The sequence below is a fragment of the Trinickia acidisoli genome, from assembly GCF_017315725.1.
Lineage (GTDB): Bacteria > Pseudomonadota > Gammaproteobacteria > Burkholderiales > Burkholderiaceae > Trinickia > Trinickia acidisoli.
Genome location: NZ_JAFLRG010000002.1, coordinates 1,432,123 through 1,444,601 on the forward strand (window position 1 = coordinate 1,432,123; position 12,479 = coordinate 1,444,601).

Here is a 12,479-nt window from a genome sequence, read left to right on the forward strand (position 1 = left end):
CATGAATGCCCCGTCCAGCGCCCGCCCGCTCACCACGTTTCATCCGGCTGTTGCCGCGTGGTTCGAATCGGCGTTCGCCGCGCCGACCGACGCGCAAATACGCGCGTGGCCCTCTATCCGCCGCGGCAAATCGACGCTCGTCGCCGCGCCCACCGGGTCGGGCAAGACGCTGACGGCATTCCTATGGGCGCTCGATGAACTCGTGCGCGAGGGCCTCGCTCATGGGGGCGCACTGCCCGACGAGACGCTCGTCGTCTACGTCTCGCCGCTCAAAGCGCTGTCGAACGACATTCACGCCAATCTCGAGCGGCCGCTGGCGGGCATCGGCGAAGCGCTCGCGCGGCTCGGCTCGCCGCGCATCGACATTCGCACGGCTGTCCGTACGGGTGACACCACTCAACAAGAACGCAATGCGCTCAAACGACGGCCGTCGCATATCCTCGTGACGACGCCGGAATCGCTCTACGTGCTGCTGTCATCGGATTCGGGGCGACGCATGCTCGCGACCACGCGCACCGTCATCGTCGACGAGATTCATGCAATGGCCGGCAGCAAGCGCGGCGCGCATTTGGCACTCTCGCTGGAACGGCTCGATGCGCTATGCAAACGGCAACTGCCGCGCATCGGGTTGTCCGCCACGCAAAAACCCATCGAAGCAGTTGCGCGCTTTCTCGTCGGTACGAGCGAGGCGGCGCGCTGCGCGATCGTCGACGTCGGCCATCATCGCGAACGCGATCTCGCGCTCGAGTTGCCGCCCGTACCGCTCGAAGCGGTCATGGCCAACGAAGTGTGGGAGCGCGTCTATGATCGGCTTGCCGAACTCGCGAGCGCGCATGCGACGACGCTCGTCTTCGTCAATACGCGGCGCATGGCCGAGCGCGCGGCCCGTCACTTAACCGATCGCTTGGGCAAGGACGCCGTGGCCGCCCATCACGGCAGCATGGCGAAGGAGCATCGGCTCGATGCCGAACAGCGGTTGAAGCGCGGTGCGCTGCGCGTGCTGATCGCAACCGCGTCGCTCGAGCTCGGCATCGACATCGGCGACGTCGAGCTCGTGTGTCAGCTCGGCTCGCCGCGCGCGATCGCCCCGTTCCTGCAACGTGTCGGACGCTCGGGGCATCAGGTCGGCGGCATGCCGAAGGGGCGGCTTTTCCCCACCTCGCGCGATGACCTCGTCGAATGCGCGGCACTCATCGATTGCGTGCGACGCGGCGAACTCGATGCGCTGACGATACCGCAGGCGCCGCTCGACGTGCTCGCGCAGCAGATCGTCGCCGAGGTGGCTTGTGCAGAGTGGAGCGAAGACGCGCTGTTCGCCTGCGTCAAACGGGCGGCGCCCTATGCCGATCTCACGCGCGCGCAATACGATGCCGTCTTGCGCATGCTGGCCGAAGGCTACACGAGCCGTCACGGCCCGCGCGGCGCCTACATCCATCGCGACGTCGTCAACGGAACGCTGCGCGGCCGCCGCGGCGGCAAGATGACGGCCGTCACCTCCGGCGGCACGATTCCCGACAACGCCGACTATGCCGTGCTGCTCGAGCCGCAAGGCTTGAACATCGGAACCGTCAACGAAGACTTTGCCGTCGAGAGCCTGGCCGGCGATGTGTTCCAGCTCGGCAACACGTCCTACAAGATCGTGCGCGTCGAGCCTGGACGCGTACGCGTCGTCGATGCGCAAGGGCAAGCACCGAATATTCCGTTCTGGCTCGGCGAGGCGCCCGGGCGCAGCGATGAATTATCAGCAGCCGTCTCGCGGCTCAGAGCTCGCGTCGACGAATTGCTCGGCAGTCCTAAGCGATTGCCGGCATCGCGCGATGAAGATCCCATGCACGCGTCCCCGCCCATGCATGCGCATGTCGTCCGCGTACTGATGGACGATTTGGCGATCGACGAAAGCGCCGCCCGTCAAATCGTCGACTATCTCGCGCGCGCGAAGGCGGCGCTCTCGGTATTGCCGACCCAACGCGCGCTCGTCATGGAGCGATTCTTCGATGAATCGGGCGGCACGCAGCTCGTCGTTCATTCGCTGTTCGGCAGCCGCATCAATCGCGCTTGGGGCCTCGCACTGAGAAAGCGGTTCTGTCGAACGTTCAACTTCGAGCTTCAGGCTGCCGCGACCGAAGACGCAATCGTGTTGTCGCTGACGGGTAGTCACAGCTTCGCGCTCGACGAAGTGTGGCGCTTCCTGCATTCGAACAGCGCCGAGCATGTCTTGATTCAAGCATTGCTCGACGCGCCGCTTTTCAACGTGCGCTGGCGCTGGAACGCCGTCACTTCGCTCGCGCTGCCGCGCTTCACGGGCGGTCGCAAAACGCCGCCGCAGTTGCAGCGTATGAAGAGCGAAGACTTGCTCGCCGCCGTCTTTCCCGATCAGGTGGCGTGCCTCGAAAACATCGTCGGCGAGCGCGAATTGCCGCATCATCCGCTCGTCGATCAAACCGTCGACGACTGCCTGCACGAAGCGATGGACTGCGAGGGATGGCTCGCGCTGCTGCGGCGCATCGAGCGCGGCGACGTCGCACTCGTCACGCGCGAGCTGTCGGCGCCCTCGCCGCTCGCCGCCGAGATCCTCAATGCGCGCCCCTATGCCTTTCTCGACGACGCGCCGCTCGAAGAACGCCGCACGCAAGCGGTGTTGTCCCGGCGCTGGAGCAATCCCGAGGCCGCATCCGATCTCGGCGCGCTCGATGCCGACGCGATCGAAGCCGTGCGCAACGAAGCGTGGCCGCAAGCCCGCAACGCCGACGAAATGCACGAGGCATTGATGGGGCTCGCCTGCATCGACGAAACCGAAGCGCGCGTACAGGAAGGCTGGCTCGGATGGCTCGACGCGCTCGCTCGATCCGGACGCGCGACACGCATGCAGATCGCCGAAGACGAAGCACTGTGGTTGCCCGTCGAACGTTTGGCGTGCTTGCGCGCTGTCTATCCCGACGCCGCGTTCGCGCCGCGCCTCGTCGCACCGAAGGGCTTCGACGAAGCGTGGAAGGACGAAGCAGCGCTCGTCGACGTACTGCGTGCGCGACTGTCCGGCCTCGGCCCCGAGCCCGTGCCCACGATCGCGCGCGCGCTCGCGCTGCCGGCGTCGAGCGTCGCCGCCGCGCTCGTGACGCTCGAAAGCGAAGGCTATGCGATGCGCGGCCGCTTCAGTCCCGGCGCCACGCAGGACGAGTGGTGCGAACGCCATTTGCTCGCGCGCATTCATCGCTACACGATCAAGCGGCTGCGCCGCGAAATCGAACCCGTGGAACGGGCCGAGTTCGTGCGCTATCTGATCGAATGGCAGCGCCTTGCACCCGGTGCGCGCGGAATGGGTCGCGACGCGCTCGCAGCCACGCTCGAACAACTCGAAGGCTTCGAAGCAGCGGCGGCCGCTTGGGAAGAGGAGATCTTGCCGGCGCGCCTGCGCGATTACGCCGGCAGCACGCTCGACGAGCTGTGCCGATCGGGCCAGTTCGTCTGGGCCCGCCTCGCCGCAGACGGGCGCAGCGCCGCGGCGCCGGTGCGAACGACGCCGATCGTCCTGCTGCCGCGGCGCGCTTTGCCCACATGGCACGCGCTCGCCGATTGCCGCGCGGCTCAAGCGCCCGCATCGGATGCGCTATCGCCTCGCGCTCAAGCGCTCTTCGATGCGCTGACGCGGCATGGCGCCATGTTCTTCGATGAATTGGCGGCTGAAGTGCGCGCGCTACCGCTCGAGATCGAAGCCGCGCTCGGCGAACTCGTCGCGGCCGGACTCGTCAACGCCGACGGCTTTGCCGGACTGCGCGCCCTCATCGCGCCTGCCGTCGCGCGCCAGCGCAGTGGACGCGTCATGACTCGGCGAGCGATGCATCGCGGCGCGTTCATCGGCGGGATGCAGGACGCGGGGCGTTGGGCATTGCTGCGACGGCCCACCGTCTCGGATCGATCGCCGTCATCGGACCCGCAAACGACGCAGGCCTCCGACAGGCCATCGCCGGCATCGCGCGCAAGCACGCAGACGCTGTCGCCGGACACGATCGAGCACGTCGCGATGGCCCTGTTGCGCCGCTACGGCGTCGTGTTTTGGCAATTGCTCGAGCGCGAGGCGGCATGGCTGCCGCGTTGGCGCGATCTGCTGCACGTGTTTCATCGAATGGAAGCGCGAGGCCAAATACGCGGCGGACGGTTCGTGAACGCGCTATCGGGCGATCAGTTCGCGCTGCCCGAGGCGCTCGCTTTGCTGCGCGAGGTGCGCAAGCGCGAACCGGATGGACAGTTCGTCTGCGTATGCGCGGCCGATCCGCTCAACATCGTCGGCACGATCCTGCCCGGCGAGAAGGTCCCCGCATGGGTCGGCAATCGCATTGCGTTTCGCAACGGCGCATGCGCGGCCACGTTGATTGCAAGCAAGTTCGAATTCGCGGCCGATTTGACCGCCGCGGAAAGGGAGGCTGCACGGCTTTGCCTCGCGCATCGAGCATGACGCATCAACGTGCTAACCGGCGCGGGCGAGCGGACAACGCGCAACCCGCTATGCCGTCAGGCAAGCGTATGGCACAAGCCTTCGAACAATAGGTCCGCGCCAAGGACGAAGCCGCGCCCCGCCACGTTGACATGCGCCGACAACGTCACGCAAAGATTCTTGGAGCTCGACGACATATACGGTTCACTGACGATCGTCTCGCCCGGGCGGACGAGCGCATCGCGGAAGTAGGCCCGTTTGGACCAGTTCGCCCCCGTGCTGCGCGCCAATAGCGGGAAGGTGGCACGCCGCCGGTCGTCGTGCCGGCTCGCCTCGATGTTCTCGCCGACCTGCTTGCCCGTATCGTCGAGCACGAACACGCGCAGCGCCCATTCGCATGCCAGAAAATGCCGCGCGGCCTCGTTCACCGGAACGCCGGCGCACCAGGCGTCGCGGAACATGCCGAACGCGCGCCGGTACGGCGCCAACTCGTCCAGATCGCCGACGCGGCGCAGCTTGCGCGCATCCATGAGTTGGGCGTCGAGCCCGGCCGTCGGGATGCCGGTAAGCGCCGCTGCCGCCTCGACTTCAATCGTCGGCCGCCCGAAATAATAGCCCTGGACGAAGTCGGCATCGCAATCGACGCTCAGCCTCGCTTGGTCCTCCGTCTCGATCCCTTCCACGACGATGAACGTGCCGATGTCGTGCAACAGATCGACGAGGCGCAGCAGGCTTCGCGCATTCCGATAGCTGGAAACTGCCTTACAAATCAATTCGCGGTCGAGCTTGACGACGTCGGGCCGCAAATCCCAGACGCGGCCCAGATTGGTCAGGCCCGCGCCGAAATCGTCGAGCGCGATCAAAAAGCCGTGGCTCCGGAGCCGTTCGACGGCGCCGATCAGCGCCGATGGCGTTTCCTGCCTCGCCTCGAGGATCTCGATGACGACACGCCCGGGCATGACCCCGCTCGCCAGCAGGTCGTCGACGAGCGCCGGCCCATGGACCGGATCGACGAGCACGTCCGGATGCAGATTGACGAACAAGACGCTTTCATCCCCGGCGAAGCGGACGAAGCGCCGCACGTGGTGCCGCGTGCAGGCACGCTCGTATTCGCCGTAGCGCCCGGAGCGTCGCGCCACGGCGAACGCTTGCTCGGGCGAGCAAGACGCCTCGTCGTGGGTCGCGCGAAGCAGCGCCTCATATCCGACGGCCGCGCCGTGAGCCAGCGACAGCACGGGCTGGAAGGCGCTTTCTATTCGCGGCAGTCCGGACGCTTGAGCATCGATCATGGAAAAAAATCGCGTCGTGGGGTCGAAAGCTGACGTGGCGATTGTAGTCGGACGGGTCCATCGCGTGACAGCCCATCCGCTATATAACGTCAGATGTTTCGGAGAACTTAATAGTTTTCTCGGGGGAAACGCGAACCTCGTATTAATTTTCCTGTTGGCGCGCCGTTATCAGCGGTACAGCCCGAGCATCGACGGCCGCGCCCCGCGCCCAGGGTGCAACCGCCACACACGGGCGCAACCCGAAGAGGAAATTTCGATGGCCGCTGATCATCACTCGATCGACGAACGCACCAACCTGACGAGCACCAACAAGTTCGAGCTCCTGCTGTTCCGGCTCGGTGCCGCGCCCGGGAACGACGACTCGCACGAGTTGTACGGCATCAACGTCTTCAAGGTTCGCGAAATCATGACGATGCCGACGATCACCCCGATCGCGGGCGCCTCGGAGCACATGATCGGCGCCGTCGACATTCGCGGCCAAATCATCCCCGTCATCGACTTGCCGAAGCTGATGGGTTGCAACCCGACACGCGGCCTGAACATCTTGCTCGTCACCGAGTTCGCCCGCTCGACGCAAGCGTTTGCGGTCGAGGAAGTGGACGACATCGTGCGTCTCGAGTGGAATCAAGTGCTGTCGGCCGAAGGATCGGCCGGCGGCAACTCGGTCACGAGCATCGCCCGCATCGACGGTAATACCGGCGATTCGCGCCTCGCGCAGGTGGTCGATGTCGAACAGGTGCTGCGCGACGTCTTCCCGGCTCAGCACAAGAGCGTCGAAGCGGCCGACGTGGGCACGTCGGTCAGGATGAGCGGCGGCGCCAAGATCCTGGCCGCCGACGATTCGGGCTTCGCCCGCAAGCTCATCGAACAAAGCCTCGCCGCCCTCGGCGCCGAGTACATCATCACGAAGACGGGCCAAGAAGCCTGGGATACGCTGACGAAAATCGCCGCCGAAGCGCAGAAGGAAGGCGTTCGGGCGCGCGACAAGGTCGCACTCGTGCTGACCGACCTCGAAATGCCCGAGATGGACGGCTTCATGCTGACGCGCCAGATCAAAGCCGACGAGCGCCTGCGCGACATCCCCGTCATCATCCACTCGTCGCTGACCGGCACGGCCAACGAAGCGCACGTCAAAAACGCCGGCGCCACGGGCTACGTCGCAAAGTTTGCGGCCGGAGATTTGGCCGAGGCCATTCGCCAAGCGCTCGCCGCTTAAAGCCGAGTTCGACCTCCAGGCCGTCCTATCGACGCGGGCTTGTCGCTCAAAGCAGCGGCAGGCCCGCGTCGCGTTTGACCTCGCGCAGCGATAGAACGGATTCCACCGACGTCACGCCCGGCAAGGCGCGCAGCACGTCGCGCACGAACGCGCCGTAGTCTTCGAGATCGCGCGCGACGACGTGCAGCAGATAGTCGGCGCTGCCCGAGACGTTATGACAGGCGACGATGCGAGGCAAAGCCTGGACTTCGCGCTCGAACTCGTCCGCCAGGCGCCGGTCGTGCACGCCGAACCGCATGAGGACGAAGGCCGTCACGCCCACCTGCAGGGCCGGCTTCGACAGCAGGGCGCGATAACCCTCGATATACCCGTCGGACTCGAGCCGCTTCAAGCGCCGCGCGCAAGGCGTCTCCGTCAAGCCCACCGCGTCGGCCAGGCTCGCGTTGGTAATACGGCCATCCGCTTGGATCGCCATCAGAATTGCTCGATCGGTCTTGTCCAGAGTCATGCGTCGCTGCCCCTCGTTGCCTCTCGTTGCCGGAGTTGCGATGGTAGCGCATGCGCGTTCCCGTCCGATCGAGGGGCAAATGCGGCATTCGCGGCATGTCCCTTGCATTGATTAGTATTCCTAACGAGCCTGCACGATGCGCGCGATTTGTCGCTTCGCCGCTTCATAGACATGATCGGCCGTGAATCCGAATTTTCCTTGCAGGTCGCGTATCGGCGCGGATGCACCGAACGTATGCATGACGATCTTTTCGCCGGTCCGCCCGACATAGCGATCCCATCCGAGCGTGGCGGCTTGTTCCACCGCGACGCGCGCGTCGATCTCGGGCGGGAGCACAGCATCTCGATAGGCATCGTCTTGCAACTCGAAGATGTCCCACGACGGCATCGACACGACGCGCGCCGCGATCCCTTCCTGCGCTAGCCGTTCATAGGCTTGCAAGCACAGGTTCACCTCGCTGCCGGTTGCAAGCAACAGCACGTTGGGCGTCGCGCCGCCGGGCGCGTCGGCCAGCACATAGGCGCCGCGCAACAAACCCTGCGCGCCCGCGTATCGCGTGCGGTCCAGCGTCGGCAACGGCTGTCGCGAAAGCACGAGCGCGGACGGACGACGCGCGGCTGTCAACGCGACGCGCCACGCCTCTCGCACTTCGTTCGCGTCGGCGGGGCGCAACACCGTCAGCCCGGGCACGGCCCGCAACGAGGCGAGTTGCTCCACGGGTTGATGCGTTGGCCCGTCCTCGCCGAGACCGATCGAGTCGTGCGTAAACACGAAGACGACGGGAATCTCCATCAACGCCGCCAGCCGAATCGGCGGCTTCATATAGTCGCTGAAGATCAGAAACGTGCCGGTATACGGCCGCAAATTCGACAACGCCAGGCCATTGGCGACAGCGCCCATCGCATGTTCGCGCACGCCGAAATGCAGATTGCGCCCTTGCGGATCGTCGCGCGAAAAGCTGCCGGCGTCTTCGAATTTGAGCAGTGTCTTCGTCGAAGGTGCGAGATCGGCCGCACCGCCGAGCATCCACGGAATACGCGCCGCTATCGCGTTGAGGACTTCGCCCGATGATGCGCGCGTGGCCTCGCCTTTCGGATCGGGATCGAACGTGGGCAGATCCGCATCCCAGCCGTCGGGCAGGCGATGCTGATCGATCAGCGCCAGCTCGCGCGCGAGTTCGGGGTAGCGCTGCGCGTAGGCACCGAGGCGCGATTGCCACGCCGCGCGCGCTGTCGAGCCGCGAGCGCCAACGCCTTCCGCGAACCGTTCGTGCACATGCGGCGGCACATAGAATTGCTTTTCTTCGGGCCATCCGTAAGCACGCTTTGCAAGCGCGACTTCCTCTTCACCGAGCGCATCGCTGTGTGCCGCCGACGTGCCCTGTTTGTGCGGCGCACCCCAGCCGATCACGCTCCTGACGACGATCAGCGTGGGCGCATCGGCCATGCGCTCGGCATCGCGCAGCGCCGCATCGAGTGCGGCCGTATCGTTGGCATCGTCCACCCTCAACGTGTGCCAACCGTAACCGCGGAAGCGCGATTCGACATCGTCGCTATAGGTCAAATCGGTGTGACCTTCGATCGTCACGCGATTGCTGTCGTAGATCCACGTGAGATTCGACAAGCGCAGATGCCCCGCCAGCGACGCCGCCTCATGCGAGACGCCTTCCATCAAATCGCCGTCGCCGGCGAGCGCGTAGACGCGATAGTCGAACAGATCGAAGCCCTCGCGGTTGTACCGCGCCGCATACCAGCGCGAGGCGATCGCCATGCCCACGCTGTTACCGAGGCCTTGACCGAGCGGGCCTGTGGTGGTTTCCACGCCCGTCGTCATGCGGTACTCGGGATGGCCCGGCGTTTTGCTGTCGAGTTGACGAAAGCGGCGGATATCGTCGAGCGACACGGCGAGGGTTTGCGTCGGACGGCCTTCATCGTCGACCGCTTTCACGCCGGCCAGATGGAGCACCGAGTAGAGCAGCATCGAAGCATGGCCGACCGAAAGCACGAAGCGGTCGCGATTCGGCCACAGCGGCTCGTTGGGGTCATAGCGCAAATGATGCTGCCATAGCTGATAGGCGACCGGGGCGAGCGCCATCGGCGCGCCCGCGTGGCCCGAGTTGGCCTTCTGCACGGCGTCCATCGCCAACGTGCGAATCGTATCGATGCAAAGCTTGTCGAGAGCTGGGTTCGAGCGCATGGCAAAGCGTCCTTTTCGAGGGTTGCAGCCGATGCCGCTGATCGAGCAACGGCCATACCTATTGCGGCGAGCGGCAAAGACTGCAGCGCCGCCGCACGTTTTACGACAGGCGCGGCGACGCTCGTCCCGCCATATCCCGCTATCCCGCGCGTACGGGCGAAGCACCCAACGCCGCCGGTGGAACGCTCGTTGCTGACCGACGAGGGTGGGTTCGGCGTCGTGCTTCACGACGCCGAACCCACGAACCTCTACGAAGGAGCACGTCATGACCATTTCACCCGACCCCATCGGCAGCCGCGGCGAGACTCGCATCGTCGGCACAGGCGATGCGAGCGCGGAAGGACCCGGCCCCTACGTAATGGCCGCGAGCACGCTCGATGGCGACAAGGTCTTGAGCGCCGACGGTCAGGACGTCGGCAAGATCAAGGAAATCATGCTCGACGTCTACACCGGACGCGTCGCCTACGCGGTCATGTCGAGCGGCGGCTTTCTCGGCATCGGCGATAAGCTGCTCGCCATTCCGTGGAGCGCGCTCACGCTCGACACCGACCGCAAGTGCTTCTTGCTGTCCGTCGCCGCCGATACCGTCAAGCGCGCCCCCGGTTTCGAGAAGGATCATTGGCCCGCCATGGCCGACATGGCCTGGGCAAGCGAGCTGCACGACTATTACGGCAGTGCGCCCTACTGGGGCTCGAGCATGGAGCGCGTCGAGACGAGAGGTGCCGCCTCCGGCACGATGCCGCCTCGGGACGAACACCACTGATCAATAGGGCGTTGCGGGCGGGCTATTGCGAGCGCCCGCGCGCTTCGACGCCGGGCCAAGCTGGGTTAAGCGAGGATTACCCTGCGCCGATGCCCTGCAGCACGCGTCCCGTCCCGCCGCAGATCGTGCAAGCCTGCCCTTCCACCAAGCCGGTGCCGCGGCATACGCGGCAAGTGCTTTCGCCGACGCCGGGCGCATCCGGCGACGCTTCGTCTCCGGGGTTCTTCGGTTCCTGGGTTTCTTGCATGTGCAGTGTCCTCCGGTAAACGGCCGCGGCTCGCGCTGCCGACACGGATGGCCGCAGCAATAACCGGGCCTCGCTGCGATACGGCAAACATCGCGGCAAACATCGGCTCCGCGGTGTGGCAACCCTCATCGAAACCCTACGCGAGCGCTTTTGGCATCGAAACCGCCGGCTTCATCCGTCCGGAAATACTACTTTTAGCACTGGAGTATCGCCTGATTGTGACGAACGGATTAAACCTTTCAAATTTACCGTAACCGAACATTTCTGAAAGTTAATGTTCGACCAGCCATACTAGCGTACCCATCAAAACAAATGGGGCAGTAGGCGAAGGCCGTCCTTCCATATTGCGAACTCTCGAAGACGGGATTAGTATTGCGCCAACCACGAATCGCGCCTGGTCCCACCCAAACAGCCAGGCATTCGAAACAATTACCGTATCACCGCGGGAAGCGTGCCAGCGGTGGGTAATTAGTACCTTCTCGCTTTGCACAAATAATTATTTGAAAACGTTTTATAGCGTCATATGAATAGTCATTCCGAAAGCCCGATGTTTTCACGCAATCGCCCGGAATTCTTTCCGGTTTCGCTCAGCGCGTTTCGTCAACGAAGTAATTGATGCATGGCAGCCGGTGCAACCGGTACCAGTCCCGACGTTAATCGATGCGATCAATCGACAGTCTGTGTTCTATTGGAGAGAAACATGCTGAGCCCACACGAACTCGCCACGCTGATGCTGGTCAAGGACGCCCCCGACCAAATCGGTGACCGCGCCGAGCTGGGCACGCTGCTCGAGCGGCATCTCATCGCGCTGGAGCAGCCGGAAGAAGAAGTCGGCCTGCCTCGCCCGCGCATCACCGAAAACGGCAACTCGATTCTCGCGGCGTGCTCGCGCTTGCGGTAACCCGCGCAGGCCGCCGCCCGAGCGGCGCGAAAAAGCGCTTATCGCGCCTGATCGCGCCGCTCACGTTTCACTTCGTCAAACGCTCATAACAGGAGAACCAAGATGACACGGAGAATTGCCCTCGTGACGGGCGGCATGGGTGGCATCGGCGAAGCGATCAGCATCAGGCTGCACGATGCCGGCTATGCCGTCGTCGTCACCTATTCGCCAAGCAACACGGGCGCCGACGACTGGCTGGCTCGAATGGAAACCTCGGGACGGCAATTCCGCGCCTATCCCGTGGACGTCGCCGATTACGACTCGTGCGAGCGCTGCGCGGCGCAGATCAAGGCCGAAGTCGGGCCGATCGACATTCTCATCAACAACGCCGGCATCACGCGCGACGCGAGCTTCAAGAAGCTCGACAAAGGCGGCTGGGACGCCGTGCTGCGCACGAACCTCGACTCCGTCTTCAACATGACGAAGCCGCTATACGAAGCGATGACGGCCCGCGGCTGGGGCCGCATCGTCAACATCTCGTCGGTCATCGGTTGCAAAGGCGGCTTCGGGCAAACGAACTATGCGGCTGCCAAAGCGGGCATGCACGGCTTCACGAAGTCGCTCGCACTCGAAGTGGCGCGCAAGGGCGTGACGGTCAATACCGTCTCCCCCGGCTTCATCGCGACGCGGATGGTCACGGCCGTCCCCGAAGAAGTCATGAAGACGAAGATCCTGCCGGAGATTCCGGTCGGCCGCCTCGGTGAGCCCGAGGAAGTCGCTGCGCTCGTCGCCTACCTCTGCTCGGATGAGGCCGGCTTCGTCACGGGCGCCAACATCTCCATCAATGGCGGTCAGCATCTGCAGTAGGTGTATGCGGTAGTTGTACGCACAGCGCAGAGCGGCATGCCTTATGCGCCGCCGTGAGGGCGACCCGGTGATGCGAGCGGACAC

At 64.7% G+C, this 12,479-nt stretch carries 9 protein-coding genes; 5 read left to right on the forward strand and 4 right to left on the reverse strand.

Going from position 1 to position 12,479, the window contains the following annotated elements; translation table 11 throughout:
- Position 1 precedes the first annotated feature (1 nt).
- The gene (locus J3485_RS24785; RefSeq protein WP_206956971.1) at positions 2 to 4,450 is read left to right on the forward strand and encodes a DEAD/DEAH box helicase; all 4,449 of its coding nucleotides are present in this window, start codon (positions 2 to 4) and stop codon (positions 4,448 to 4,450) included.
- 56 nt (positions 4,451 to 4,506) lie between these two features.
- Here the strand turns inward: J3485_RS24785 and J3485_RS24790 are convergent, their stop codons facing one another.
- On the reverse strand, positions 4,507 to 5,718 hold the full coding sequence (locus J3485_RS24790; RefSeq protein WP_206956972.1) for a sensor domain-containing phosphodiesterase: 1,212 nt from the start codon (positions 5,716 to 5,718) through the stop codon (positions 4,507 to 4,509).
- 256 nt (positions 5,719 to 5,974) lie between these two features.
- Between J3485_RS24790 and J3485_RS24795 the strand changes: the two genes are divergently transcribed.
- Positions 5,975 to 6,934: a chemotaxis protein CheV gene (locus J3485_RS24795; protein WP_206956973.1), complete on the forward strand. Its 960-nt coding sequence runs from the start codon at positions 5,975 to 5,977 to the stop codon at positions 6,932 to 6,934.
- A gap of 46 nt (positions 6,935 to 6,980) precedes the next feature.
- On the opposite strand, the gene J3485_RS24800 is transcribed toward J3485_RS24795, so the two are convergent.
- Together J3485_RS24800 and tkt are read right to left on the reverse strand one after the other, a co-directional pair.
- On the reverse strand, positions 6,981 to 7,442 hold the full coding sequence (locus J3485_RS24800) for an Lrp/AsnC family transcriptional regulator (protein ID WP_206956974.1): 462 nt from the start codon (positions 7,440 to 7,442) through the stop codon (positions 6,981 to 6,983).
- A 120-nt stretch (positions 7,443 to 7,562) separates the two neighbouring features.
- Positions 7,563 to 9,638 carry a transketolase gene (gene tkt, locus J3485_RS24805; protein ID WP_206956975.1) on the reverse strand — a complete coding sequence of 692 codons (2,076 nt, stop codon included), beginning with the start codon at positions 9,636 to 9,638 and terminating at the stop codon, positions 7,563 to 7,565.
- Positions 9,639 to 9,903: 265 nt separating this feature from the next.
- Here tkt and J3485_RS24810 point away from each other — a divergent pair, with 265 nt between their 5' ends.
- Positions 9,904 to 10,401: a PRC-barrel domain-containing protein gene (locus J3485_RS24810; RefSeq protein WP_206956976.1), complete on the forward strand. Its 498-nt coding sequence runs from the start codon at positions 9,904 to 9,906 to the stop codon at positions 10,399 to 10,401.
- Positions 10,402 to 10,477: 76 nt separating this feature from the next.
- On the opposite strand, the gene J3485_RS24815 is transcribed toward J3485_RS24810, so the two are convergent.
- Positions 10,478 to 10,648 (reverse strand): hypothetical protein, encoded by a 171-nt coding sequence (locus J3485_RS24815; RefSeq protein WP_206956977.1) that lies wholly within the window; start codon positions 10,646 to 10,648, stop codon positions 10,478 to 10,480.
- A gap of 700 nt (positions 10,649 to 11,348) precedes the next feature.
- Here J3485_RS24815 and J3485_RS24820 point away from each other — a divergent pair.
- Both J3485_RS24820 and phbB read left to right on the forward strand, forming a co-directional pair.
- Positions 11,349 to 11,549, forward strand: a complete 201-nt coding sequence (locus tag J3485_RS24820; protein ID WP_206956978.1) for a hypothetical protein — start codon at positions 11,349 to 11,351, stop codon at positions 11,547 to 11,549.
- Between the two features lie 102 nt (positions 11,550 to 11,651).
- Positions 11,652 to 12,395: an acetoacetyl-CoA reductase gene (gene phbB, locus J3485_RS24825; RefSeq protein ID WP_206956979.1), complete on the forward strand. Its 744-nt coding sequence runs from the start codon at positions 11,652 to 11,654 to the stop codon at positions 12,393 to 12,395.
- Positions 12,396 to 12,479: the final 84 nt, after the last annotated feature.

Excerpts from the sequence above, each read along its gene's own strand:
- J3485_RS24785 (WP_206956971.1), top strand. The coding sequence starts at position 2 with ATGAATGCCCCGTCCAGCGCCCGCCCGCTCACCACGTTTCATCCGGCT.
- J3485_RS24790 (WP_206956972.1), bottom strand. The coding sequence starts at position 5,718 with ATGATCGATGCTCAAGCGTCCGGACTGCCGCGAATAGAAAGCGCCTTC.
- J3485_RS24795 (WP_206956973.1), top strand. The coding sequence starts at position 5,975 with ATGGCCGCTGATCATCACTCGATCGACGAACGCACCAACCTGACGAGC.
- J3485_RS24800 (WP_206956974.1), bottom strand. The coding sequence starts at position 7,442 with ATGACTCTGGACAAGACCGATCGAGCAATTCTGATGGCGATCCAAGCG.
- tkt (WP_206956975.1), bottom strand. The coding sequence starts at position 9,638 with ATGCGCTCGAACCCAGCTCTCGACAAGCTTTGCATCGATACGATTCGC.
- J3485_RS24810 (WP_206956976.1), top strand. The coding sequence starts at position 9,904 with ATGACCATTTCACCCGACCCCATCGGCAGCCGCGGCGAGACTCGCATC.
- J3485_RS24815 (WP_206956977.1), bottom strand. The coding sequence starts at position 10,648 with ATGCAAGAAACCCAGGAACCGAAGAACCCCGGAGACGAAGCGTCGCCG.
- J3485_RS24820 (WP_206956978.1), top strand. The coding sequence starts at position 11,349 with ATGCTGAGCCCACACGAACTCGCCACGCTGATGCTGGTCAAGGACGCC.
- phbB (WP_206956979.1), top strand. The coding sequence starts at position 11,652 with ATGACACGGAGAATTGCCCTCGTGACGGGCGGCATGGGTGGCATCGGC.